Annotated in this window: 20 protein-coding genes; 12 read left to right on the top strand and 8 right to left on the bottom strand. The window is 72.9% G+C overall.

Annotation, left to right across the window (positions count from 1 at the left end; translation table 11 throughout):
• Positions 1–23: 23 nt before the first annotated feature.
• Complete coding sequence (locus tag ACFZDL_RS22430) at positions 24–524, top strand: DUF3830 family protein (protein WP_353593689.1); 501 nt, start codon at positions 24–26, stop codon at positions 522–524.
• A 134-nt stretch (positions 525–658) separates the two neighbouring features.
• Here the strand turns inward: ACFZDL_RS22430 and ACFZDL_RS22425 are convergent, their stop codons facing one another.
• Together ACFZDL_RS22425 and ACFZDL_RS22420 are read right to left on the bottom strand one after the other, a co-directional pair.
• Complete coding sequence (locus tag ACFZDL_RS22425; RefSeq protein ID WP_353593688.1) at positions 659–2,080, bottom strand: amidase; 1,422 nt, start codon at positions 2,078–2,080, stop codon at positions 659–661.
• A 13-nt stretch (positions 2,081–2,093) separates the two neighbouring features.
• Positions 2,094–3,041: a D-2-hydroxyacid dehydrogenase gene (locus ACFZDL_RS22420; RefSeq protein ID WP_353593687.1), complete on the bottom strand. Its 948-nt coding sequence runs from the start codon at positions 3,039–3,041 to the stop codon at positions 2,094–2,096.
• Between the two features lie 211 nt (positions 3,042–3,252).
• Here ACFZDL_RS22420 and ACFZDL_RS22415 point away from each other — a divergent pair, with 211 nt between their 5' ends.
• From ACFZDL_RS22415 to ACFZDL_RS22405, 3 genes are all read left to right on the top strand, one after another.
• Positions 3,253–4,353, top strand: a complete 1,101-nt coding sequence (locus tag ACFZDL_RS22415) for a decarboxylase (RefSeq protein ID WP_353593686.1) — start codon at positions 3,253–3,255, stop codon at positions 4,351–4,353.
• Positions 4,354–4,438: 85 nt separating this feature from the next.
• Positions 4,439–5,206, top strand: a complete 768-nt coding sequence (locus ACFZDL_RS22410; RefSeq protein WP_353593685.1) for a decarboxylase — start codon at positions 4,439–4,441, stop codon at positions 5,204–5,206.
• 282 nt (positions 5,207–5,488) lie between these two features.
• Entirely contained in the window at positions 5,489–6,538 is a 1,050-nt protein-coding gene (locus ACFZDL_RS22405; RefSeq protein ID WP_353593732.1) for an LLM class flavin-dependent oxidoreductase, read from the top strand.
• Positions 6,539–6,566: 28 nt separating this feature from the next.
• Here the strand turns inward: ACFZDL_RS22405 and ACFZDL_RS22400 are convergent, their stop codons facing one another.
• Complete coding sequence (locus ACFZDL_RS22400; protein WP_353593684.1) at positions 6,567–8,441, bottom strand: EAL domain-containing protein; 1,875 nt, start codon at positions 8,439–8,441, stop codon at positions 6,567–6,569.
• 313 nt (positions 8,442–8,754) lie between these two features.
• On the opposite strand from ACFZDL_RS22400, the gene ACFZDL_RS22395 reads away from it, so the two are divergent.
• Entirely contained in the window at positions 8,755–10,068 is a 1,314-nt protein-coding gene (locus ACFZDL_RS22395; protein ID WP_353593683.1) for a M6 family metalloprotease domain-containing protein, read from the top strand.
• Between the two features lie 56 nt (positions 10,069–10,124).
• Here ACFZDL_RS22395 and ACFZDL_RS22390 read toward each other — a convergent pair whose 3' ends face one another.
• Together ACFZDL_RS22390 and ACFZDL_RS22385 are read right to left on the bottom strand one after the other, a co-directional pair.
• Positions 10,125–10,850, bottom strand: coding sequence for an ABC transporter permease (locus ACFZDL_RS22390; protein WP_353593682.1), 726 nt, complete (start codon positions 10,848–10,850; stop codon positions 10,125–10,127).
• Positions 10,850–11,782, bottom strand: a complete 933-nt coding sequence (locus ACFZDL_RS22385; protein ID WP_391192002.1) for an ATP-binding cassette domain-containing protein — start codon at positions 11,780–11,782, stop codon at positions 10,850–10,852. Before ACFZDL_RS22385 ends, ACFZDL_RS22390 begins: the two co-directional genes overlap by 1 nt.
• 275 nt (positions 11,783–12,057) lie before the next feature.
• On the opposite strand from ACFZDL_RS22385, the gene ACFZDL_RS22380 reads away from it, so the two are divergent.
• From ACFZDL_RS22380 to ACFZDL_RS22370, 3 genes are read left to right on the top strand one after another with little or no spacing between them, the layout of a single operon-like run.
• Entirely contained in the window at positions 12,058–13,755 is a 1,698-nt protein-coding gene (locus ACFZDL_RS22380) for an AMP-binding protein (protein ID WP_353593681.1), read from the top strand.
• A complete protein-coding gene (locus ACFZDL_RS22375) occupies positions 13,752–14,612 on the top strand; it encodes a 4'-phosphopantetheinyl transferase superfamily protein (RefSeq protein WP_353593680.1) in 861 nt (286 codons plus the stop codon). Before ACFZDL_RS22380 ends, ACFZDL_RS22375 begins: the two co-directional genes overlap by 4 nt.
• Before the next feature lie 21 nt (positions 14,613–14,633).
• Positions 14,634–15,239 carry a response regulator transcription factor gene (locus tag ACFZDL_RS22370; protein ID WP_353593679.1) on the top strand — a complete coding sequence of 202 codons (606 nt, stop codon included), beginning with the start codon at positions 14,634–14,636 and terminating at the stop codon, positions 15,237–15,239.
• Between the two features lie 59 nt (positions 15,240–15,298).
• Here the strand turns inward: ACFZDL_RS22370 and ACFZDL_RS22365 are convergent, their stop codons facing one another.
• The 3 genes from ACFZDL_RS22365 to ACFZDL_RS22355 all read right to left on the bottom strand — a co-directional run bounded on the left by ACFZDL_RS22365 (position 15,299) and on the right by ACFZDL_RS22355 (position 19,267).
• On the bottom strand, positions 15,299–16,555 hold the full coding sequence (locus tag ACFZDL_RS22365; RefSeq protein ID WP_353593678.1) for a histidine kinase: 1,257 nt from the start codon (positions 16,553–16,555) through the stop codon (positions 15,299–15,301).
• Positions 16,556–16,688: 133 nt separating this feature from the next.
• Complete coding sequence (locus ACFZDL_RS22360; RefSeq protein WP_353593677.1) at positions 16,689–19,103, bottom strand: TOMM precursor leader peptide-binding protein; 2,415 nt, start codon at positions 19,101–19,103, stop codon at positions 16,689–16,691.
• Positions 19,103–19,267, bottom strand: coding sequence for a hypothetical protein (locus ACFZDL_RS22355; RefSeq protein ID WP_353593676.1), 165 nt, complete (start codon positions 19,265–19,267; stop codon positions 19,103–19,105). The genes ACFZDL_RS22360 and ACFZDL_RS22355 overlap by 1 nt, the downstream gene beginning before the upstream one ends.
• A gap of 254 nt (positions 19,268–19,521) precedes the next feature.
• Here ACFZDL_RS22355 and ACFZDL_RS22350 point away from each other — a divergent pair, with 254 nt between their 5' ends.
• The 4 genes from ACFZDL_RS22350 to ACFZDL_RS22335 all read left to right on the top strand — a co-directional run bounded on the left by ACFZDL_RS22350 (position 19,522) and on the right by ACFZDL_RS22335 (position 23,987).
• On the top strand, positions 19,522–20,346 hold the full coding sequence (locus tag ACFZDL_RS22350; RefSeq protein ID WP_353593730.1) for an AfsR/SARP family transcriptional regulator: 825 nt from the start codon (positions 19,522–19,524) through the stop codon (positions 20,344–20,346).
• A gap of 217 nt (positions 20,347–20,563) precedes the next feature.
• Complete coding sequence (locus ACFZDL_RS22345; RefSeq protein ID WP_353593675.1) at positions 20,564–21,340, top strand: cyclase family protein; 777 nt, start codon at positions 20,564–20,566, stop codon at positions 21,338–21,340.
• A gap of 110 nt (positions 21,341–21,450) precedes the next feature.
• Entirely contained in the window at positions 21,451–22,761 is a 1,311-nt protein-coding gene (locus ACFZDL_RS22340; RefSeq protein WP_353593674.1) for a beta-ketoacyl-[acyl-carrier-protein] synthase family protein, read from the top strand.
• Positions 22,755–23,987: a ketosynthase chain-length factor gene (locus ACFZDL_RS22335; protein WP_353593673.1), complete on the top strand. Its 1,233-nt coding sequence runs from the start codon at positions 22,755–22,757 to the stop codon at positions 23,985–23,987. The genes ACFZDL_RS22340 and ACFZDL_RS22335 overlap by 7 nt, the downstream gene beginning before the upstream one ends.
• The last annotated feature ends 23 nt before the right edge of the window (positions 23,988–24,010 follow it).

Below are 24,010 nucleotides of genomic sequence, written 5' to 3'. Positions count from 1 at the left end.
CGGAAACGAGTGGGAGGAATGTCATGGCTGACCGGTTTATCGAGGTATCGCTCGCCAAGAGGGGCGTGACCTGCACGGCGAAGCTCCTCGACGACCGCGCGCCCATCACCTGCGAGGCGGTGTGGAACGCGCTGCCGCTGGGCGGCGACGTCTACCACGCCAAGTACGCGCGCAACGAGATCTACGCGCTGCTGCCCCCCTTCGCCCCCGAGGAGCCGCCCCTGGAGAACCCGACCATCACCCCCATCCCCGGCGACCTGTGCTACTTCAGCTTCACCGACACCCAGCTGGGCACCGCCTCCTACGGCTATGAGCAGCAGGCCAAGCACCAGGGGCAGCAGCAGGTGGTCGATCTCGCGCTCTTCTACGAGCGCAACAACCTGCTGATCAACGGTGACGCCGGGTGGGTGCCTGGCATCGTCTGGGGCGCGGTCGTCGACGGCCTCGACCGGATGGCCGACGCCTGCCAGGACCTGTGGCGGGCCGGGGCGCTGGGGGAGACGCTGAGCTTCCGCCGGGCGTAGGCGGCCGACCCGTCCCATCCGGGCTGTTTACGGCCCGGATGGGACGGGGTGGCCCGGCCTCGCCGGGACGGTGGGGGCCGTCGCCAGCCGACGGCGACCGTCAGCCGGCCGCCACCGTCAGCCTGCCGCCACTGTCAGCCTGCAGCTGTCGGCGGCCTGACGCCGTCCGCCAGCCCCGCCTCGTACAGCGCGTGCGCCGCACGCAGCACCACCGCGTCCGCGTGGCGGGCGGCCACCAGCTGCACCCCGATCGGCAGCCCGTCGGCCGACAGTCCGCAGGGCAGGCTCGCCGCGGGCTGCTGGGTCATGTTGAAGGGGTAGGTGAAGGGCGTCCAGCCCGTCCACCGCGTGTGATCGGACCCCTTCGGCACCTCCACCCCCGCCTCGAAGGCGGTGATCGGCAGCGTCGGGGTGACCAGCAGGTCGTACGCGGAGTGGAACCGCCCCATGGCGTGCCCGAGCGCCATGCGCACATCCACGGCGGCCAGATAGTCCAGCGCGCTGTACGAGGCGCCCTGGGCGCAGATCTCGCGCAGCCCCGGGTCAAGCAGCTCCCACTTGTCCTGACCGAGCGGCTGCACCACCCGCGCCGCCCCGCTGAACCACAGCGTGTGGAACGCCTCGACCGGGTCCGCGATCCCCGGATCGATCTCCTCCACGGACGCGCCCAGGCCGGCCAGCAGGTCCACCGCCCGCCGTACCGCCGCCGCCACCTCCGGGTCGACCGCCGCCGATCCGCCGAGCGCCGGGCTGTAGGCGACGCGCAGCCCGTCCACACCGCCCCCGCCCGCCGTGACCGCCTCGCGGAAGCTCCCTTCCGGGGCCCCGAGCTGAGACCAGTCACGCCAGTCCGCGCCGGAGATCACATCCATCAGGAGAGCCGCGTCGGCCGCGTCGCGGGTCATCGGACCCACATGAGCGAGCGTGCCGAACGCGCTCGCCGGATACAGCGGAACCCTCCCATAGGTGGGTTTCAACGCGAAGATGCCGCAGAAGGACGCCGGAATGCGCACAGAGCCGCCGCCGTCCGTCCCCAGGCTCAGCGGACCCGCGCCCAGCGCCACCGCGGCGGCGCTGCCCCCGCTCGAGCCGCCCGCGGTGCGCCTCGGGTCGTACGGATTGCCCGTCACCCCGTACACCGGGCTGTCCGTGACGCCCTTCCAGCCGAACTCCGGGGTCGTCGTCTTCCCCAGGAACACCGCGCCGTGCTCGCGCAGCCGGGCCACCGAGGGCGCGTCCTCGTCCCACGCCCGGCCCTCGGGCGCGACGGTCAGCGAGCCGCGCAGGGTGGGGCCGCCGCGCTGCAGCAGGATGTCCTTCACCGACACCGGCACCCCGTCCACCAGACCGGCGGGTTCGCCGCGTCGCCACCGCTCGGCCGACTCCTCGGCCTGCCGCAGCGCGGCCTCCGCGTCCACCCGGCTGAACGCGTTGACCTCTGGCTGGATCTGTTCGATCCGCTCCAGTGCGGCGCGGGTCGCCTCGACGGGGGAGAGGTCGCCGGAGGCGTACCGCTCGAGGAGTTGAACGGCTGTCAGATCGTGGATATCGGTCATCCACCCTCTCCTTCTAGTCGACCGGTACGTAGCCCAGGCGCTTGTCGACGACGTTGAGCAGCGGTTCGCCCGCGGCCCAGCGGTCGTAGTTGTCCTGGAACTGCTCGGCGAGCTGGTCCCGCCAGCCGATCGTGTCGCCGCTCATATGGGGCGAGACGAACAGCCCCGGCACGTCCCACAGGGGGTCGTCGGCGGCCAGCGGCTCATGCTCGAACACATCCAGCGCCGCGCCCGCGATACGCCGCGCGACCAGCGCCGCCACCAGGTCGTCCTCGACGACCAGCGGCCCGCGCCCCACGTTGACGAACGCGGCGCTCGACTTCATCCGGGTGAAGGCCTCGCGCCCGAACATGCCGCGCGTGCCGTCGGTGAGCGGGGCCGCGCAGACCACCCAGTCGGCCTCAGGCAGCAGCCCGTTCAGCTCGTCGGCGCCGCGTACGCCCTCGCGGGCGGTGCGCCCCACCAGGTCGACCACGATGCCGAGGGCGGCCAGCGTACGGCCGATGGCCCGGCCGATCGGGCCGGCGCCGACGACGACCGCCCGGCTGCCGGCCAGCCGCACCGTCTCGCGGTGGCGCCAGCGGCGCTGCCGCTGAAGCTCCCAACTTCCGTAGAAGTCCTTGGCCATGGCGATGACGAGCCCCGCGACGTACTCGGCGATCGGCTGCTCGAAGACGCCCCGGGCATTGGTCAATACGGTGTCCGACTCGATCAGTTCGGGGCACATCAGCCGGTCCACGCCCGCGCTCGCGGTATGGACCCAGCGCGGCCTGGGCCCCTCGCCGGGCCAGGCGGCGCGTACCGCCTCGGAGGCGAAGTCCCAGACCAGCAGGGCGTCGGCGGCGGGCAGCAGTTCGGGCAGCGAGGACTCGTCGCAGACAAGGATCTTGGCCCGGCCGGCCAGCCGGTCGAGACGGACGGGTGGGTCGTCGCCGAAGACGACCACGGTGCTTTCGGTCATGGGCGAGAAACCGTTTCGAAACGTAGGTGCGCTTGGCTGTCGAGGGTGTCGGGAAGTCGCCTCAGAGCGAGGATTGACCACGCTAGGCAGCGGAAACTACCGTCGTCAACAACGGCATCGCTCCGGTATCTGTCCCGACGTCCCGGCATTCAGGCCGGCTCTTTCCCTCTGGCCAATGGTCCAGCCCTCCGTTGTGTATTGGGGCTCGATAATGGACGTCTCATTTCTGGGTGGCCCGCAGCCGCAGCGCGGTGTGGGCGTCGTAGCACCATTCGATTTCGCGCTCGACCGTGAGCTGTGGCGCTGGGTGCCCGACGAGGTCTCCTTGCATCTGACGCGCACTCCGTTCGTCCCGGTCGAGGTCAGTCTCGATCTGGCGCGGCTGGTCAGCGAGCACGAAACTCTGCACGAGGCGGTGCGCGCCCTGTGCGCGATCGCGCCCGAGGTGGTGGCATACGCCTGCACATCGGGCAGCTTCGTCGGCGGCGTCGCCGGCGAGCGCGCGATGTGCGCGGCGATGACGCAGGCGGGCGAGATGGCGTCGCTCACCACGTCGGGGGCGCTGCTCGAGGCGCTGCGGGAGATCGGCGCCCGGCGCATCGCCGTGGTGACGCCCTATACGAAGTCGGTGACCGACTCCCTGGAGGAGTATCTGGGCGAGGCCGGGATCACCGTGACCGGACGGGCGTACCTCGGGTTGACCAGGCACATCTGGAAGGTGCCCTACCGCGACGTGGTCGACATGGCGCGGCAGGCGGTGGTCGGCGCGGCCGACGCGCTCTTCATCAGCTGCACCAACCTCCCCACGTACGACGTGATCCCGCAGCTGGAGGCCGAGCTGCGGATGCCCGTCCTCTCGGCGAACCAGGTCACGATGTGGGCGGCGCTGCGGGCGATCGGTGAACGGGCGGTCGGGCCGTACCAGGCCCTGCTGGACCCGGCGGCGCGCCGCGGCCCGGCGGGGATGGCGGGGCCGCCGGGGCTGGCGGAGCTGGGCGGGCCGGCGGGTCCGGCCGGCCCGACGGGGCTGACGGGCCCTGGCGACCCGGTGATCAGCCCCGCGGATTCCGTCGCGGGGGCGATGGATCACCTGGTCGGGCCGGTGGAGCCGGTGGTGATTCCCTCCGTGCCACTGGCCGATCCCGCCCCGTCCGTGCCCCTGCCGGAGCCCGAGGCGGCGCTGGCCGGCCCGCCGCCGGCGGTGGACGGGGAGCCGGGCAGCGCTGGTGGCGGCCCGGACCCGGCGTTCGGCTCCGGGATGGGGGACGTCCCGTACCGGGACGAGACGGGAGGCAATCCGCCGGCGCTGTGAGGGAACGCGAGGGGCGGCCGCGGTGTATCAGAAGTGTCAGGCGGACGGAGCGGCGCCCGAGGGGCCGCTTGAGAGGGAGGCAGCCATGGTGGAAGCGGCGACGGACGGGGCAGTGGGCGAGCTGGTGGGCGACACCGTGGGCTTCCTCTACCCGGGATACTCCGCCGAGGACGACTATCCGCGGCTCGAATCCATCCTCGGCGCCGGTGGCGCCGGTGTCCGGCTGCCCCTCGTCCATACCAACATCGGCGAGGACGCCCACCGTGTGGACGCCTTGCTGGAGATGGGCTCGGCCCTCCGGCTCGCCGCCGGGGTGGGGGAGCTGAAGGCGCGCGGCGCCCAGGCCGTGGTCTGGGCCTGCACCAGCGCCAGCTTCGTCTTCGGCTGGGACGGCGCGCATGAGCAGGTGCGTGAGCTGTCGCAGACGGCGGGGCTGCCCGCCTCCAGCACCTCCTTCGCCTTCGCCCACGCCGTGCGGGCGCTCGGAGCCGAGCGGGTGGCCATCGCCGCGACCTATCCGGAGGATGTCGCGGATCACTTCCGGGGCTTTCTCAAGGCGGCGGGCGCTGAGGTCGTCGCGATGCGCGGCAGCGGGATCATCACCGCCGCCGAGGTCGGCACCTGGGGCCGGGAAGAGGTGCTGCACCTGGCCCGGGCCGGCGACCATCCCGATGCGCAGGCGGTGCTCCTTCCGGACACCGCCCTGCACACCGCCGCCTGGATACCCGACTTGGAGGAGGCCCTTGGCAAGCCGGTGCTCACGGCGAACCAGGTCACCGTCTGGGAGGGGCTGCGGCTGCTGGGCAGGGAGGTGGCGTCCGACCGGCTCGGCAGGCTCTTCCGCTCTTCATGAGCCTCGTGGGCGCGTGCGTGAGCCTCACGGGAATAAAGCGGAGCCGTTCTCCGGTTGGCAGTCTGCGGTGCGGAGTGACGCACACCGAGCGGCGCAGACAGGGCGACAAGGAGGCGGGCCACCGTGGCCGACGAGCAGGACCGGCGGGACCGGCAGGATGAACAGGACCGGCAGCGAGGCGCAGACGGCCGAGCCGGAGCACAGGGCGGGCGCGACCCCCGTCACGAGCAGGACGGGGCGCAGGGCCACGGCGTCTACGCCACGCCCAAGGGAAGCGCCCCGATCCCGCTGTCGGTGCTGGACCTGGCGACCGTCGGCAGCGGGCGGACCGCCGCCCAGGCGCTGCGGATCACCGTGGCGCTCGCCAAGCTCACCGAGCAGCGGGGTTTCCACCGGTTCTGGGTGGCCGAGCACCACTCCATGCCCGGCGTCGCCAGCTCCTCCCCGGCGGTGATCCTGGCCCACCTGGCCGCCCATACGGAGCGGATCCGGCTCGGTTCCGGCGGGGTCATGCTGCCCAACCACGCGCCGCTGGTCATCGCCGAGCAGTTCGGGACGCTGGAGGCCCTGGCGCCGGGGCGGGTGGACCTGGGGCTGGGGCGGGCGCCGGGGACGGACGGAGCCACGGCCGCCGCGCTGCGCCGCACCGACCGGCTGAACGAGGGCGCCGACGACTTCCCGCAGCAGCTCGCCGAACTGCTCCGGTTCCTCGACGACGACTTCCCGGACGGCCACCGCTATGCGCGCATCCACGCCGTCCCCGGGCCGGTGCAGGGCACGGTGCCCGGTGGGGTGCAGTCCGCAGACCGGCCCTCGGTGTGGCTGCTGGGGTCCAGCGGCTTCAGCGCCCGGCTCGCCGGGGCGCTCGGCCTGCCGTTCTCCTTCGCCCACCACTTCTCCGCGGCGAACACTCTCCCCGCGCTGGACCTCTACCGCCAGTCCTTCCGGCCGTCCGCGATCCTCGACCGGCCGTACGCCTCGATCGGGGTCTCGGCGTTCGCCGCCGAGGACGAGAAGGAGGCGCGCCGCCAGGTGCTCACCGGCGCGCTGTCGATGGTGCGGCTGCGCACCGGGCGGCCCGGCCTGATACCGACCCCCGAGGAGGCGGAGGCGCATGAGTTCAATGCCATCGAGGAGGACTTCGTCGACAGCTGGCTGACCAACGTCGTGTACGGCACCCCGGACGCGGTGCGCGAGGGACTCGACGGGCTGATCAAGCGGACCGGCGTGGACGAGATCAAGATAACGGCCAACGTCCATGGCCCCGAGGCCAAGCTGCGCTCGTACGAGCTGATCGCCGACGCCTACGATCTGCCGACGGCCGCAGCCTGACCCCGTCCGTGCCTGCCTGATTCGCCCCCTACTGCGCGCCCGTGGCCGCCGGATGGCCGCCGATCATGGCGGAGATACGATCCGGCGGCACCGGGCGGGAGTAGAACCAGCCCTGTCCGGTGTCGCAGCCGATCCGCGCCAGCCGCTCCGCCTGCTCGGCGCTCTCCACGCATTCGGCGGTCACCGTGAGACCGAGCCGGTGCGCGAGCTCGACGAGCGCCTGGACGATCGTTTCGTCTGCCGGGTTCGGGTGTTCCTCCGCCCGGAACCCCTGGACGAACGATCCGTCGAGCTTGAGCGTGGAGACGGGGAGCCGGCTCAGATAGGCGAGGTTGGAGTAGCCGGTCCCGAAGTCGTCGATGGCGATGGCCACCCCCATCTCGCTGAGTTGCAGCAGCGCCTGCAGCGGCCGCCCCGCCGAGCCCATCACCGCGGACTCGGTCAGCTCCAACTGCAGCAGATGCGGCGGCAGCCCCGTCTCGGCGAGGATCGAGCCGACATCCGCCACCAGATCCGAGTCCCAGACCTGGCGGACCGCCACATTGACGCTGACGATCAGCGGGTTGAGCGGGTGGGCCAACTGCCAGTCGCGGGCCTGCCGGCAGGCCGTCCGCAGCACCCACCGCCCCAGGGGGACGATCGCGCCGTTCTCCTCGGCCAGCGAGATGAACCGATTCGGCGAGAGCCTGCCGAACTGCGGATGCTCCCATCGCACCAGCGCTTCCACGCCCTTGACCACACCGTCGACCAACCCGACCAGCGGCTGGTAGTCGAGTACGAACTCCTCCCGCTCGACCGCCGGACGCAGCGTGCTGGACAGCGCCTGCCTGGTCATCCGGTGGGCGTTGCGCTCCGGGTCGAAGAGCGTCCAGCGCGCCTTGCCGTCCTCCTTGGCCCAGTACAGCGTGGTGTCCGCGGCCTGCATCAGCCAGGTGGTGTGCGTCTCGGCGGCGGGCCGCTCCACCACGCCGATGCTGGCCGACACCGACAGCCGCTGCCCCGCCACGTCGAACGGCCGCTGCAGCGCCGCCAGCACGGCCTTGGCCAGCTCGCACAGCTGCTCCGTACCCGTGGAGTCCCGGACCAGCAGGGCGAACTCATCGCCGCCGAGCCGCGCCACCAGATGGCCACCGGGCGCGGCGCATTCGGTGAGCCGCTGGGCCACCGCGCCCAGGAGCCGGTCTCCGACGCGGTGGCCGAGCGTGTCGTTGATCGCCTTGAAGCCGTCGAGGTCGAGGTAGCACAGGCCGATCCGCCCGGTGCCGCCCCGGTCGTACGCGGCGGCCTCCAGCGCGGAGGCCAGCCGCTCGAAGAAGAGATTGCGGTTGGGCAGCCGGGTCACCGGGTCGTGCATCTGCAGATGGCGCAGCCGCCCCTGCAGATCGCGCCGCTCGCTGATGTCGGCCATCGACAGCAGCACACTGCAGCTGTCGGGCACCGGCTCGACGGTGATCTCCGCCCACAGGGCATGGCCGTCGGGGCGCTGCAGCCGACGGGTGCAGCACAGCCGGGGCCGGCGGCCGTGCAACACCTCGCGGTACTCGCTCCAGGTGCGCGGATCCTCGCGCAGATCGGCCAGGTCCGCGGCGCTGCGGGCGATCAGCCGGGCCGGCTCGGCGCCCAGCAGCGCGCCGAGCGCGGGGTTGGCGTCGAGCACCACGCCCTCGCGGTCGATGACGGCCATGGCGAGGTGCGCCGCGTTGAACGCGGCGCGGTAGTCACTCGGCGCGGTGCCGGGCGGTGGTGTGCTCCCGGGCGGCCCGGCACTGGGCGCCGCGTTACGTTCCGTGATCGTCGGCAGAGTCGCGCCGGGCGCGCGGCCCTGGCCGTCAGGGGATCCGCTCACCGCTCGCTCCCGCGTGGCGCTCGTCTCGTACAGGTCTGTCGTACACGTCTTGTGCATGTCTCACACCGGGTGCCGGACGGGCCCTGAATGCCCGCCCGAATAGGGAGTCCCCGCTGGAAATGTGCCGATCATAGAGGCTCGCGCTCCGACCGTTCCAACAATGCGATCGCGACCATCGATGCGTTGTACATGTGTTTGGTCGTATCTGTTCGACTCTGCACGGACCCACTGCCCTCACGACCGACTGTGACCGTCTGTTACGTACCCGCATCGGAGCCGGTTCACTCGACTGGGCCAGCCGAACAGGGCGTACCGCGCGCATCCGACTCAGGGTGGATGGGGGTGGTCCGAGTATGTCCGGGAGGTCGACATGGCGCGTCCTCAGCCGCCCGAGGGGGTGGGCCGGCTCCCCGCGAGGGTGGGCCGGCTCCCCGAGGGTGTGGGGCGCCCGCCTCGGCTGCGCCGCACCGGAGCCGTGCTCACCTCCCTCAGCGCCATGATCGCGACCACCGTCGTGTCCGGCCCCGCCTTCGCGGCCGGTGCGGGCGGGCCGTGCACGCTCGAACGCACCGGAGCCCACCACTCCGAGGGCGTGGACACCTGGAACGCGAGCTACCCCCGCCCCGCCCACACGCTCCACGCGGCCATGGTCTTCCTCTCCTTCCCGGACGCCACGCCCAAGGTGACCCCGCGACAGCTGGCCGCCGACCACATCCCCGCGACCACGGCATTCTTCCGGCGCGCCTCATACGGGCAGTTCAGACTGCGGGTGCACGCCGCGAAGCGGTGGATCACCATGCCCGAGGCGTCCACCTCGTACGCCATAAAGCGCGACTGGAACGCCGGGCGGCGGGCCGCGTATCTGCGCGACGCCATCGCCGCCGCCAACCCCTCGCTCGACTTCGGCCGCTATGACGTCGTCTACCTCGTCGCCGACCCCGACGCCCCGGGCGTAGACGCCGACGCAACAAAAGTGGTCAACTTCGAGCAGCCGCTGCGCGCCGACGGTGTTGAGCTGCGCCGGCTCGTCACCGTATTCGAAAACCATCCGCCGGACCGGAATGTGCTGGCCCATGAGACCGGCCATGTCTTCGACCTCCCCGACCTCTACCACCGGCCGAAGGGCTCCGACGGCGAAGGCGACTGGGACACCTACGTCGGGGACTGGGATCTCATGGGCAGCCAGTTCGGCATGGCGCCCGACCCCTTCGGATGGCACAAGTGGAAGCTCGGATGGCTGCGCCCGCGCCAGGTGCAATGCGTGCGCGCCGCCGGCGCGACCCTGCACACCCTCGAACCCCTCGGCGCGCCCATGGCGGGCGGCAGCCCGGCCACCGACAGCCGCACCCGCCTCGTCGTGGTCCGCACCGGCGCCACCACCGCGCTGGCCATCGAGGCACGCGGCGCGTACGGCAACGACGCCGGCACCTGCACCGAGGGTGTGCTGGTCTACCGGGTGCGCAACGACACCGCCTCCGGCGACGGCCCGATCGAGGTGCTGGACGGCCACCCCGGCAGCGGGGCGTGCTGGAACGAGTCGGTCTACCCCGAACTTGCCGACGCGACGCTGGGTGTCGGGGAGACCCTGTCCGCGCGGGGCGACAACGTGCGCGTGACCGTCACCGGCCGCACCACGGGCGGCGGCTGGACCGTGGAGGTCGACCGGAAGGCACAGCCGAGCTGACAGGGGGCACCTCCCAGCGGTAGCTGGGGGAGGACCGAGCCACCAAAAAAGGGGGCTCACCTGGAGTGGGTGCTCTTCCGGTACGCGGCGGCCGCATACGCGCCGAACAGCGCGAACCACCCCGCCAGCACCGCCACCGCCCCGAGCGCCGGCAGCGAGCCCTCGGACACATCCCACCCGAGCTGCGCGAAGCGGTTCGTGGGCGTCCACTCGGCGATCGAACCGAACCAGTCCGGGAAGGCGCTCAGCGGAATCCACAGCCCGCCGATGATGGACAGCCCCATGCTGGCCGCCGTATTGACCATGCCCGTGGACTGGGCCGACAGACGGTAGCCGTTGCCGAGGCCCAGCAGCGTGAACGGCAGCGTGCCCAGCCACAACACCGCCACCAGGGCGAGCGCCCGCAGCACCGGCATCCGCACCCCGTTGACCAGGAACCCGGCGCCCAGCACCGCCACGATCGACGGCAGCACCACCAGCGAACCGGTCACCGCCCGGGCCCCCACCACCTCCAGCGGCGTCAGCGGCGTGATCCGCAGCTGCCGCAGCCAGCCGCGCCCCCGGTCCTCCGCCACGCCCGTGCCGTTCGCCAGCGCGGCGCCGAGCGCGCCGTACGCCGCCATCCCGATCATCGCCGCGGTGTCATGGGCGCCCTTGTCGCCGTCCCCGCCTCCGACGTTGGTGAAGAGCAGATACATCACCACCGGCAGGGCGACCCCGAAGACCAGGAAGGCCAGGTCACGGGTCATCCTGCGCAGCTCAAGCGCGATGGACGTCAGCATCAGACCAACGCCTCCTCTCGGTCGTCCCTGTCGGTGGTGAGCGCGACGAAGGCGTCCTCCAGCCGGGACACCCGCACCTCCAGATTCCGCACGTCCCCGCGCTCGGCGAGCGCCAGCACCGTCGCGTCCGATTCGGCGCTGCGCAGATACGCCCGGCCGCGCCGGATCTCCACGCTCGTCACCCCCGGAAGCAGCTCAAGACCCTCGGAGGAGCGGCCCCCCAGGTCGAAGGCGACGACATTGCCGCCCACCGTCCGCTTGATCTCCTCGCCCGTGCCGTCCGCCACCTTGCGGCCCTTGTCGATCACCACGATCCGGTCCGCGTTCTCATCGGCCTCTTCGAGATAGTGGGTGGAGAACAGGACCGTGTTGCCCCGTGACGCGTAGGAACGCATCGCCGCCCAGAACTCGCGCCTGGCCCCCACGTCAAGCGCCGCCGTCGGCTCGTCCAGCACCACCAGCTCCGGGCCGCCCGCCATGGCGAGCGCGAACCGCAGCCGCTGCGCCTGCCCGCCGGAGAGCCGGTCGGCCCGCCGCTCCGCGAGCTCGGTCAGCCCCGCCAGCTCCAGCGTCTCGGCGACCGGCAGGGGCCTCGGGTAGGTGCCGGCCACAAAGGCGACCAGCTCACGGACCGTCACACGGGTGATCAGGGCGCCCTCCTGCAGCATCGCGCCGATCCGCCCCGAGCGGACCGCCGACTCCGCCGTGCCGCCGAAGAGCCGCACCCGGCCCGCGCTCGGCGGCAGCAGCCCGAGCAGTATGCCGATCGAGGTGGACTTGCCCGCGCCATTGCGGCCGAGCAGGGCGATCGACTCGCCGCGCCGGATGGTCAGATCGATGCCCCTGACCGCGCGCACCGCGCCGTAGTGCTTCGCCACACCGGCGAACTCCACCACAGGCGTGTCCGCCGCTGTCATCGCTGTACTCGTCATGGAAGAGACGCTACGCACCGTGACGGAGCGGCGACAGTGTCGACAGTCCGCAGTCCGGCAGGACAAATGTCATGGTGCGGGATATGAGCCGCACAGGTTTGCCGCTTGTCCTATGACCTGCCCAAGCTCGAGCCGCCTTCGAGCCGCCGCCCCGACACTCCCTACCACCGGACGGTCCAAGCAGCCGCCTCGCTGCCTCGGCACCTCGATGCCCCCTCTACCGAGACAGCGAGGCGGTGTGGGGCCGGGTCCCGTCAGGCGCTGGGGAGACGAGAATGCACCGACATACGAATCTGGCCGAGGCCCTGATGGACCGGGCCGCGCACTGCGCCGCCGACGAGGCGCTGGTCCACCCGGCGGAAGGCGGCGGCGAAGAGCGGATCACCTACGCCGCCCTCGACGCCCACGCCCGCGCCGTATCCGCCTGGCTGCGCGCCCGCGACGCGCCCGGCCGCCGGGTGCTGCTCGCCCTCGACCCCGGCCCGCACGCGGCGGCCGCGCTGCTCGGCTGCCTGTACGCGGGGGCGGTCGCGGTCCCCGTCCCCGCGCCCACCGCCTCCCGCACTGAGGCGGAGCGCACCGCCGCCATCGCCAAGGACGCGGCCGTGGACCTGGTCCTGACCGAGACCGCACACGCCACGGAGACCTCCCGCAGGCTTTCGCTCGTCGGCCGCACCGGTATCACCTGCCTGGCCGTGGACGGCCTGCGCCCGCACACCCCCCCGGCCCCGTACACCCACGCCGCCCCGCACACCGCCACCGCCCCGGACGCCCACACCGCCGTACCCGACACCCCCTCCGACGCCCCACTCGCGCGCATCACACCCGACACCCTCGCCCTCCTCGCGTACGACGCCGGCCCGGCCACCGCGCCGCGCGCGGTGCTGATCACCCACGGCAACCTGCTCGCCGCCATGTCCGCCCTGAGCCAGGCGCTGGGCACCGGCCGCCGCTCGCGAATAGGCGGATGGCTGCCGCGCCACCACACCCCCGGCCTCGTCGGCCAGCTGCTGCACCCGCTGTGGCTCGGCGCCACCGCCGTACCCCTGCCCGTACGCCCGTACCCCGCCGACCCCGTCCACTGGCTGCGTGCCCTCAGCCGCCACGGCATCACGCACACCGTCGCGCCCGACACCTGCTACGCCCGCTGCGCCGCCGAGGCCACCGACGAGCAGCTGGCCGGGCTCGACCTCTCCCGCCTCCGTACGGCGCTCAACGCCGCCGAGCCGGTCTCGGCCGCGACCATGGCGGCCTTCCACCGCCGCTGCGCGGCCGCCGGGCTGCGCCCCGGCGCCCTGGTCGCCGGATACGCCCCGGCGCGGGCGGCGCCGTTCCTCACCGCCGAGGGCCGGGGGCCGGTGCCCGGCCTCGACCTGTGGGTGGTCGACCCGGCGACCCGGCGGCGGCAGCCCGACGGCGTGGCCGGGGAGATCTGGGTGCGCGGCCCCGCCGTGGCCGCCGGACACTGGGGCCGCCCGCACGACACCGAGGCCGCGGGCGGGTTTCTGCGCACCGGCGACCTCGGTGTCGCGCGGGACGGCGAGATCCGGATGACGGGCCGCACCCATGAAGGAGGCCTCGCCGACAGCCTCATGGTCGACGGGATGCCCCTGCACCCCCAGGATGTGGAGCGCGAACTGCTGCGCTGCGGAAGGCCGTTCGGGTCGGCCCGGGTGTTCTGCGCGGGGCCGGGCACCGGGCCCCTGGTGGTGGTCCAGGAGGTCCGTACGGCGGGTGGTTCGCACGCCGCGCTCGCCGGGCTGGCCGGGCGGGTGCGCGAGCGCGTGGCGGAGGAGTTCGGCGCCGCCACGGGTGGGGTGCTGCTGGTCCGCCCCGGTACGGTCCGCCGCGCCGGGTCCCACAAGGTGCCGCGCGCCACGCTCCGCGAGCAGTTCCTGCGGGGGGAAGTCCGGCCCCTGTACCAGGATTTCGCACCCTTGCCGCGCGAGCCCGCCGCCGGAGGCGTGGCGTGACGGCGGACGGACCACCTCCGCCGCCACCTTCTCCGCCACCCCTGCCACAGCCCCCGTCGCCCCTGCCGCTGACCGGCCCCGACGGCCCCTGGTGGCCGGTGCGGGAGGCGTACGCCGCACACGGCCGGGCGGTCGTCCACGGCCGGTGGCGGGAGTGGCTGCCGACCGACCCCCAGGGCGTGGCGCTCGATCCGGCCCTGCGCGGGGTGCTCGACGACCGCGACCGGCGCCGCCTGCGCACGCTGCCCCGCCCGGCGGCCCGCGGACGCTTCGTGGCCTCGCGGCTGCTGCTCAAACACCTCGTCGCGGCGGTGTCGGACACCGCGCCCGAGGCCGTGCGCCTCGCGTACGAGCCGGGCGGGCGGCCGTACGCGCTGTGCGCCGGGGCGGGCCGGGTGGAGCTGAGCCTCAGCCACACCGGGGATCTGCTCGTCGCGGGCGTCAGCCGGCGCGGCCACATCGGTGTCGACGTCGAGGCGGCCGGGCGGCCGATGCGCTACGCCGACGTGGGCCGGCGGCTGTGTGCCCCCGCCGAGCGCGCGGCGCTGGCCGGCCTCGCCGAACCGGAGCGCGAGCGGGCGTTGTTGCGGCTGTGGACATTGAAGGAGGCCTATACAAAAGCGCTGGGACGCGGAATGCGACTGGCGTTCGCCGGATTCGAGTTCGATGCCGCCATATCGGGCGGCGGATGGCGATTCACCGTTTCCGAAGTGGGAAGCGGTTGGCCATCAGAAAGTCATTTCATAAGCTCGGTTTGGTGGCAGCACGAGTGTTCGGTGGGCGGATTCGGCCGAGAATTGGTGGAGCGGCCGAGAAGATTTGGGAATAATCGTATGCGGGCATACGACGGGGGTTGAGCAGGCAGGGGCAGGGGCGACGTGGTCAGAGTGCTGATAGCCGAAGACATGCACATGCTGCGCAAGGCACTTGTCGCGCTGTTGGAATTCGAGCCGGACATCGAGGTCGTCGCCGAGTTCCCGAGCGGTGCGGAAATCCTGCCGCGCGCCAAGGAGTTGCGCCCGGATGTCGCGGTCCTCGACATCGACCTCCCCGGTGTGGACGGCCTGACGGCCGCCGCCGAGCTGCACACCGCCGTGCCCGAGTGCCGGACGATGATGCTCACCAGCCTCGGCAGGCCCGGCAATCTGCGCCGCGCCCTGGCGGCCCATGTCTCGGGCTTTCTGCTCAAGGACAGCACCCCGGACAAGCTGTGCGACGCCATCCGCGCGATCGCCAAGGGCGAGCGGGTCATCGACCCGCAGCTCGTCCTCGCCGCCCTGGACGACAAGCCGCAGCCGCTGACCCCGCGCGAGCTGGAAGTGCTGCTGCTGGCCTCCCAGGGGGAGGGCTCCGCCCAGATCGCGGCCCGGCTCTACCTGTCCGTGGGCACGGTGCGCAACTATCTGACGTCCGTCGTCACCAAGCTGAACGCGCGCAACCGGGTGGACGCCATCCGGATCGCCCGCGAGGCCGGCTGGCTGTGACGGCCAGGCCACGACGCCGTCACGGCCGAGTCCCACGACACCGTCACGGCCGAGCCCCACTACGCCGTCACGGCCGAGCCGTACTCGTCCTCCGAGCCCCGCTCGCGCCCCTCCGGGGCTGATTCCACGGGCAGTTCGAGCTCGGCCCGCAGCTCGAACCAGCCATCGTCCCGTACGCCCGCGCTCAGCCGTCCGCCCAGATGCTCCAGCCGTACCTTGAGGTTGCCGATTCCGCTGCCGCCGTCCGACCTGTCGGCGCTGTCGGCGCGCAGGATCGTCGAGGGCTTGCCCACCCCGTCGTTGGCGAGCGTCAGCCGGACGGTCCGGTCGGTGCGCCGCGCCTCGATCGTGCAGTGCTCCGCCTTGCTGTGCCGCAGCACATTGGTCAGCCCCTCCCGCAACACGCTCGCCAGCACGGTGTCCACCAGGTCGGGCAGCTCCCCGCAGTCGACCTCCGCGGTGGTGCTGATCCCGACCGCGGCCAGCATGGACTTGGCCGTGCCCGCCTCCGCCGACAGCGACATCTGGCGGTATCCGCTGGCCACGGCCCGTACGTCCGCGAGCGCCTGACGTGAGGTCTGCAGGATCTCGGCGAGCTCCTGCTGGGTGCGGGAGTCCTGCGACGGCACCAGGCGGTGGACGAGCTCACACTTGAGGGTGATGGTGGACAGGCTGTAGCCGAGCAGGTCGTGCAGATCGCGGGCGAACCGCAGCCGCTCCTGGGCCACCGCCAGCCGGGCCAGTTCGGCCCGCGACCTGGACACCTCGGCGACCAGCCCGGACAGCCGGGAGAGGCCGAAGACCACCAGACCGGTCAGGGCGGTGGAGACGGTGGTGTACGCGACCTCGCCCCACCCGAACCCCACCTGGAACAGCAGCACATCGGTGCAGCACATGATGGCGGCGAAGGCCACCCAGGACAGCGGGGGCGCCAGCACCAGCAGCGAGGAACCCGCCAGGAACCCCGGCATGCCGAGCCAGGCGTGCTTGAAGACGGCGAAGGGGAGGAAGGTCAGCAGCGCCTGCAGCCCCAGCGTCCAGTGCCGGGCGCCGCTGAGCCGGGGCGCGAGCCCGGGGAAGGAGTGCGTCAGCTGCAGCCCCAGCAGGGCGGCCAGCACGGGGAGCAGCGCCAGCATCAACAGCGCGGCGTCCAGGGCCCGTCCCGACGGGCGCGCGTCGACCACGTAGGTGACCGCGACGCAGAAGTAGCCCACGAGCACCACCGCCGTGATCACCACGGCCAGGCGCGGTGCGAGATCGTCGCGGTGACGAGCCGAGTCGCTCCCGGCGTCGCCGGGCAAGGGGGTGCCCTGCACTCGTCCTCCGGATGGTCGGGCCGGATGAGATAACTTGCCCGAGAGTATCCGAACTTTTCCGGTGATGGAGAGGTGGCGCAGGACGCCGACTTTACACAGAGGGTTACCGGTGCTCACAGTCGATCACAAGGAATTACAGAAAAAGAGGGACGGGGTTGAGGCGGTGGTACGGGGTGGGTTCGGCCAGCCGCCCCAGGGCCACCGGCACCTGGAAGAGCCGGCCGGGCGCGAAGCGGGCCCAGTGCGGACGCAGCCCGGGCACCAGCACCTTCGCCACCGGCAGCCCGACGTCCGGCCGCGTCTGGTCCAGGACGAGCAGTTCCATGCCGTGGCCGCGGACCAACTCGACTATGAGGTCAAGGGCGTCGGAGCCGTGCGGCGCGGGTATGTCCGCGCCCCGCGCCGCCACCCCTGACGGGGCCAGATAGGGCTGGTTGGCGACGGTCGCGGTGCGGAACCAGCGCAGCGCCTCCGGGTCGGCCGGCACCCCGTACCCGCCGCCGTCGGCGCGGGCCTCGACCACGGGGGGCAGCATCTGGTTGAGCTCGGCCAGGGCGTGACGCAGCGCGGTGTGCCGGTCGAAGTGGGCCCCGAAGCCCAGGGTGATGTCCTCGGCGGCCTTGTCGGTACGGCGGGAGACGGCGGCCACCACGGGGATGCCGAAGTCGGAGGTGAGGTCGAGCGCCCACACCTCGCGCCGCAGTCCGGCGTGGACGCGCCGCAGTTCGTCGATCCACGGGTCGTCGTAGTCGTCGAGGTCGAGCGCCGGCTGACGGGTGCGGTTGTACCACCACAGGGCGACCGCGTCCCGCTCCACCAGCTCCAGGAAGCCGCGCAGCACCGCGCCGGCCAGACTGCCCCCGGCGGCCGCGCCGTTGGAGTCCGCCCGGCAGTAGCGCCGCCCGGCCGGCTGGGGCGCGCCGTAGTACAGCAGGGCGGTGGGCAGCAGCCGGTGCCGCTGTGCGGTGAGCGACCACACCGGGGTCCAGTCGAGCTCCGCCCGCTCGTCGAACGGATCGCAGACCCGGTGGCGCGCGGAGGTGCCCCGGTCGCGGAACTGCCGCGGGTCGAAGAGCTGCACCGCGTCCGGGTGCACGGCGTCGTCGGGGTCCAGATCGCGGTAGCGGGCGCGCTGCCGGGGCTCATCCCCATGGAAGTGGCCGCTGTAGTGCTCCAACGCCTCGCACAGCGCGCTCGCCTGCCCCTGCTCGGAGGTCATGCCCTTGCCGTGGGCGGCGGTGCGCAGCCCGGCCCGTACGGCGTCGAGCCCGGGGGGCGCCCCGGGGCCGACGGGGCCGGTGTGCGCGGTGGGGCCGGTGTGGGTGAGGTCGACGGGGGCGTACGCGGGGTGCGTGGCGTGGAAGCAGTTGAGGAAGGCGGGCCCGCGCGGGTCCCGGCGGATCTCGCTCACCAGACCGGTCACGGGGCTGATCAGATGCCCGTACGTCTCCATGATCCGCCGCGGTGTGCTGTCGGCGATCTGCCACGGGGCGTCGTCGTCGCGCGTGGCCGGCGTCAGGGGCGCCCGTATCCGCGCCGCGACCAGCCGCGGGTCGCCGCAGGCGGGGCACTGCGGGCGGCGGCTCGCCGCGTGGTGCTCCAGGGCGGAGGTGAGGGTGTCCAGGGTGCACAGCGCCCGCTGCCCCGGGTGGCGGTGCCCGGCCAGCCAGGTGGCCGCTTCCAGCGCGGCCAGCTGCAGCGCGGCGGCGCGGCTGGCCGCCAGTGACGCGGGCGGGCGCGGCACCGGGCCCTGGCGGCCCAGCCTGTGCTGGAGGTGTGCTTCGGCCTGCCGCCGCCGCCAGAGCCGGTCGGCGAGACAGGACCAGCACGGGTCGTCCGGGGCGCCCAGGAACGGGCCGATCCACGCCGTCGTGCCGACCGGCTTGACCGGCAGCCAGCGGCGGCCGGACGCCCGGTGCTCGGCGTCGAGCGCCGAGAGGCGGGGATCGAGGTAGTCGTCACATATCGCGAGAGTGAGAAAGGCGTCGCCGTGTTGACGCTTGTCGATTTGACATGCTCCGCGCCTGTCCCGTGCCTCGCCCCCGGCTCCCCGCTCGTCTCCGTCTGCCGCTCCGCCCCCTTGCCCGTCCCCCTCCACGGTGCGGATGCCCGCCGCCCGCAGCGCCTGGACGGCCTCGTCCCGCTCGGTGCAGCCGAGGGCCACAAGGGCCACGACGGCGGACTGCAGGGCGCCGGCGCAGGGCGCCCTCGGGAGGATGATCGGCGCCGGGACGGAGGCGGCGGTCACCCCGGCCAGCCCCCAGTACGCGTCCTCGGGGCGTGGATGGCGCCCGCGCTCGCACACAAGACCCGCCTCGCACAGCCGGGCGATGACGCGGGTGACCAGCGCGGCGGCCTCGGCGGGGTCGCTGCGCACATCCGCCTCGGCGAGGATGTGCTCCAGGTCCCTGGAGCCGTCGAGCAGCGGGGCGAGCGTCTCGACCGTCCGCCCGTGCAGCGCCGTGACGCCGCGCTCCGAGACGAGGTAGACGGCCTCGCCCGGCACCCGCTCGACCCGTAGGTGCGGAGAGAAGCCCAGTGTGCCCATCAGGCGACGCTGATGGTGCAGATGCAGATGCCCGGAGCGGGCGAGGGCCATGGCTCGGCGGAGAGGTCCTCGATGACCAGGTCGTCGACGCCCGGGTCGGCGGGGCCGGGGCCCGCGGCGCACAGGGCCGAAGGGCTCACGGGGACGGGGGGTGTGTCGGTCATAGTGGGCTCTCCTCGGGGTGAGAGGCGGTCCTGGCAAGGAGTCTGCGATGACGGATGCACGGCTTGCCAGTGCTTTCCTCATAACCAGGGTGTGAACTTGTCATGACCTCCGCCTCACAGGACTCATGCACGGTTCGGGAGTCCGGCACTGGCCGTGTCCACCACCCGCACGCGAGGCTCATATGTGCCTCGAAGGCAGGGCCGCGCGGCCAAAGAGGCACCTGGTGGACCGTCTGACGGAGGGGTACAGGACCATGGAAATCAAGGTGTTGGGGCCGCTGAGCGTCGAGGCCTGCGGTCAGTCGATCGTGCCCAGCGCGGGCAAGCCGCGGCAGATCCTTGCACTGCTTTCCGTGTACGCCAACCAGATGCTCCCGGTGCCCACCCTTATGGAGGAAATCTGGGGCGCGCAGATGCCGCGCAGCGCGCTGACCACGCTGCAGACGTACATCCTGCAGCTGAGGCGGAGACTGGCCGCGGCGTACGGCCCGCAGGCGCCCGAGGCCTCCAAGAGCGTGCTGGCCACGCGGTACGGCGGATATGTGCTGGAGGCCCAGCCGGGCGCGGTGGACATCCACGAGTACGACCGGCTGGTGGCCGCCGGGCGGGACGCGCTCGACGTCGGCGACGACGTCGAGGCCTCCTTCCTGTTCCGCGAGGCGCTGGCGGTCTGGCGCGGTCCCGCCCTCGTGGACGTGCGCGTCGGACCGATCCTGGAGATCGAGCTGGCCCGGCTGGAGGAGAGCCGGCTGGGGGTCCTGGAGCGTCGGATCGAGGCCGACCTGCGCCTCGGCCGCCACGCCGAACTCCTCACCGAGCTGACCGAACTGACGGCCCGACATCCGCTCCACGAAGGGCTGCACGCCCAGTGCATGGCCGCCCTGTACCGGTCCGGCCGCCCGTGGCAGGCGCTGGAGGTGTACCAGGGGCTGCGCGCCCGGCTCGTCGAGGACCTGGGGCTCGAACCCTCCCCGCGGCTGCAGAAGCTGCAGCAGGCGGTGCTCGCCTCGGACCCCGCGCTCGACCTGGAGCCGGGCGGGCAGTGGCGCCGCCCCGTGCTCGACCTGTTCGCGGCGTAGGTCCCTGCCGGTCCACCACCCCGTCGCACCTCCCCTGAACGCCCGGCGCCGCCCTTCTTGCCGGGTCGGCTACGGCTCCGCTTCCCGACACCCCCCGCGCGGGCGAGCGGAGCCGTAGTGCTGTCCGCGTACGTGTCCGGCTGTTCCAGCCGTATTCCAGGCGCCCCTGGCACCGTCCGGCGACGACTTTGCCCAACAGCAGCCATAGGGGGCCGCCTTGCGCATCATCGACCTGTCGACACCCGTGGACGCCTCCGGCTGGGAGCCGGACCCGCTGGTCCACGAGATCATGACGCCGGCCGAGGCGGCCCACCACATGAGCGAGGAGATGCGCGAACACTTCGGCATCGAGTTCGACCCGTCCGAACTGCCGGGCCAGGAACTGCTGTCCCTGGACAGGCTCACCCTCACCAGCCACACCGGCACCCATGTCGACGCCCCCGCGCACTACGGCTCCACCGGAACGTACGGAGTGCCGCGCACCATCGACCAGATGCCCCTCGACTGGTTCCTGCGCCCGGCCCACGTCCTGGACATCACCGCCGCGGACCCGGAGACCCGCACCGTCGGTGTCCCGCACCTCGAGAAGGAGCTGGCCCGCGTCGGCTGCCGGCCGCAGCCGCTGGACATCGTCCTGCTGCGCACCGGCGCCTCCCGGTGGGCCGGCACATCCCGCTACTTCACGGAGTTCACCGGCCTCGACGGGCCCGCCACCGACTATCTGCTCGACCTCGGTGTCCGCGTCATCGGCACCGACGCGTTCAGCCTCGACGCCCCGTTCTGCGACATGATCCGCCGCTACCACGCCACCGGCGACCAGTCGGTGCTGTGGCCCGCCCACTTCGCGGGCCGCCGTCGCGAGTACTGCCAGATCGAGCGGCTGGCGCGGCTGGAGACGCTGCCGCCCACCGGGTTCCGGGTCGCCTGTTTCCCCGTGAAGATCGCCGGCGCGGGCGCGGGCTGGACCCGCGCGGTGGCGTTGCTCGACGAGTGACGGGCGCGCCACTCGCCATCACGCGGGCTCCGTCCCGAGTCGAGCGCGGGTTGAGAGGCGGGCGGCACTGTCACACGAACGGTACCGAGCAGGAGGGTCGAACCGACGTGATGCATCAGCGCGTTATCGATCGACGGGGGAGGCGTCGGGTGGCGATCACCGGCATAGGCGTGGTGGCCCCGGGCGGCGTGGGGACCAAGGAGTTCTGGGCGCTGCTGACCGAGGGCCGCACGGCCACCCGCGCCATCTCCCTCTTCGACGCCACCCGCTTCCGCTCCCGGATCGCCGCCGAGGCCGACTTCGACCCGCACCACGAGGGCCTGACCCCGCAAGAGGTACGCCGGATGGACCGCGCCGCGCAGTTCGCGGTGGTCGCGGCCCGGGAGGCGGTGTCCGACAGCGGCCTCGAGGCCTCCGGGTACGACCCGTACCGCGTGGGCGTCACCGTCGGCAGCGCGGTCGGCGCCACCACCAGCCTGGACACCGAGTACCGGGTGGTCAGCGACGGCGGTGCGAAGTGGCACGTCGACTACACCTACGCGGTGCCCCACCTCTTCGACCACTTCGTACCCAGCTCCTTCGCCGCCGAGGTCGCCTGGGCCGTGGGCGCCCAGGGACCGGCGTCCGTGGTCTCCACCGGCTGCACCTCGGGCCTGGACGCGGTCGGCCACGCCGTCGAACTCATCCGGGAGGGCAGCGCGGACATCATGGTCGCGGGGGCCACCGACGCGCCCATCTCCCCGATCACGGTCGCCTGCTTCGACGCCATCAAGGCCACCTCGCCGCGCAACGACGACCCCGAACACGCCTCGCGCCCCTTCGACCGCACCCGCAACGGCTTCGTCCTGGGCGAGGGTTCCGCGCTCTTCGTCCTCGAGGAGCTGTCCCTGGCGCGCGGCAGGGGCGCCCATGTCTACGCGGAGATCGTCGGCTTCGCGTCCCGCTGCAACGCGTACCACATGACCGGGCTGCGCCCCGACGGCCGGGAGATGGCCGAGGCCATCCGCGTGGCCCTCGACGAGGCCCGGCTGCCGGTGACGGCCGTCGACTACATCAACGCGCACGGCTCCGGCACCAAGCAGAACGACCGCCACGAGACCGCCGCCTTCAAACGCGCCCTCGGCGAGCACGCCCGGGCCACGCCCATCAGCTCGATCAAGTCGATGGTCGGCCACTCGCTGGGCGCCATCGGCTCCCTGGAGATCGCCGCCAGCGCCCTGGCCATCGAGCACGGTGTCGTACCGCCCACCGCCAACCTCCACGAGCCCGACCCCGAGTGCGACCTCGACTACACCCCCCTGGTCGCCCGCGAGCGGCGCGTCGAGGTGGTGCTGAGCGTGGGCAGCGGATTCGGCGGTTTCCAGAGCGCGATGGTGCTGGCCCGGGCGGAAGGCGACGGGGCGCGGAGGGGTACGTGGTGAGCGCCGGGGCCGCCTTCACCGGCATCGGAGTCTGCGCGCCCAACGGCCTGTCGGCCCCGGTGTGGTGGAAGGCCACGCTGAACGGCGAGAGCGGCATCCGCCCGGTCAGCCGCTTCGACGGCTCCCGCTACCCGGCCCGGCTCGCGGGCGAGGTGCCCGGCTTCGACGCCGCCGAACACATCCCCAACCGCCTGCTCCCGCAGACCGACCACATGACCCGCCTCGCCCTGGCCGCCGCCCAGGAGGCGTTCGAGGACGCGGACACCGACCCCGCCCAGCTCCCCGAGTACGCCGCCGGGGTGGTCACCGCCGGCTCGGCCGGCGGTTTCGAGTTCGGCCAGCGCGAGCTGGAGGCGCTGTGGAGCAAGGGCGGCCAGTACGTCAGCGCGTATCAGTCCTTCGCCTGGTTCTACGCCGTCAACACCGGCCAGATCTCCATCCGGCACGGGCTGCGCGGGCCCAGCGGCGTCCTCGTCACCGAGCAGGCGGGCGGCCTCGACGCGGCGGCCCAGGCCCGCAGACGGCTGCGCGGCGGCAGCCGGCTCATCGTCACCGGCGGCGTGGACGGCGCGATCTGCCCCTGGGGCTGGACGGCGCAGCTCGCGGGCGGCCGGCTCAGCCTCGCCGACGACCCCACGCGCGCCTATCTGCCCTTCGACGCCGCGGCCCGCGGCTATGTGCCCGGCGAGGGCGGGGCGATCCTGATCCTGGAGGAGGCCGCCGCGGCCCGCGCCCGCGGCGCCCGCGTCTACGGCGAACTGGCCGGTTACGCCGCCACCTTCGACGCGAAGCCCGGGAGCGACACCCGCGGTGTTCCCGGTCTGCGCCGCGCCGTCGAGCTCGCCCTCGCCGACGCCCGCCTCGCCCCCCACGACATCGACGTCGTCTTCGCCGACGCCTCCGGCGTACCCGACCTCGACCGGGCCGAGGCGGAGGCCATCACCGCCGTCTTCGGGCCCCGGCGGGTGCCGGTGACCGCGCCCAAGACCATGACGGGGCGGCTGTACGCGGGAGGGGCCGCCCTCGACCTCGCCGCCGCCCTGCTCACGATCCGCGACGCGCAGATCCCGCCGACCGTGAACGTCACCCGGCTCGCCGAGGGGCTGGAACTCGACCTGGTGACCGCGGAGCCGCGGCCCCGCCCCGTACGCGCCGCCCTGGTGCTGGCCCGCGGCCGCGGTGGCTTCAACGCCGCGGCCGTGGTCGTCGGGCCCCAACCCCACTGAAGCCCCGAGAGAGAGGCATCACG

Source organism: Streptomyces sp. NPDC007917, from assembly GCF_042959105.1.
In the GTDB taxonomy this organism is placed as follows: domain Bacteria; phylum Actinomycetota; class Actinomycetes; order Streptomycetales; family Streptomycetaceae; genus Streptomyces.
This window is presented reverse-complemented; position numbering and strand designations above follow the sequence as displayed.

Excerpts from the sequence above, each read along its gene's own strand:
- ACFZDL_RS22415 (WP_353593686.1), top strand. The coding sequence starts at position 3,253 with ATGGACGTCTCATTTCTGGGTGGCCCGCAGCCGCAGCGCGGTGTGGGC.
- ACFZDL_RS22355 (WP_353593676.1), bottom strand. The coding sequence starts at position 19,267 with ATGACCGACACACCCCCCGTCCCCGTGAGCCCTTCGGCCCTGTGCGCC.
- ACFZDL_RS22420 (WP_353593687.1), bottom strand. The coding sequence starts at position 3,041 with ATGACCGAAAGCACCGTGGTCGTCTTCGGCGACGACCCACCCGTCCGT.
- ACFZDL_RS22380 (WP_353593681.1), top strand. The coding sequence starts at position 12,058 with ATGCACCGACATACGAATCTGGCCGAGGCCCTGATGGACCGGGCCGCG.
- ACFZDL_RS22350 (WP_353593730.1), top strand. The coding sequence starts at position 19,522 with ATGGAAATCAAGGTGTTGGGGCCGCTGAGCGTCGAGGCCTGCGGTCAG.
- ACFZDL_RS22425 (WP_353593688.1), bottom strand. The coding sequence starts at position 2,080 with ATGACCGATATCCACGATCTGACAGCCGTTCAACTCCTCGAGCGGTAC.
- ACFZDL_RS22395 (WP_353593683.1), top strand. The coding sequence starts at position 8,755 with ATGGCGCGTCCTCAGCCGCCCGAGGGGGTGGGCCGGCTCCCCGCGAGG.
- ACFZDL_RS22385 (WP_391192002.1), bottom strand. The coding sequence starts at position 11,782 with ATGACGAGTACAGCGATGACAGCGGCGGACACGCCTGTGGTGGAGTTC.
- ACFZDL_RS22430 (WP_353593689.1), top strand. The coding sequence starts at position 24 with ATGGCTGACCGGTTTATCGAGGTATCGCTCGCCAAGAGGGGCGTGACC.
- ACFZDL_RS22410 (WP_353593685.1), top strand. The coding sequence starts at position 4,439 with ATGGTGGAAGCGGCGACGGACGGGGCAGTGGGCGAGCTGGTGGGCGAC.
- ACFZDL_RS22390 (WP_353593682.1), bottom strand. The coding sequence starts at position 10,850 with ATGCTGACGTCCATCGCGCTTGAGCTGCGCAGGATGACCCGTGACCTG.
- ACFZDL_RS22400 (WP_353593684.1), bottom strand. The coding sequence starts at position 8,441 with ATGCACAAGACGTGTACGACAGACCTGTACGAGACGAGCGCCACGCGG.
- ACFZDL_RS22340 (WP_353593674.1), top strand. The coding sequence starts at position 21,451 with ATGCATCAGCGCGTTATCGATCGACGGGGGAGGCGTCGGGTGGCGATC.
- ACFZDL_RS22360 (WP_353593677.1), bottom strand. The coding sequence starts at position 19,103 with ATGGGCACACTGGGCTTCTCTCCGCACCTACGGGTCGAGCGGGTGCCG.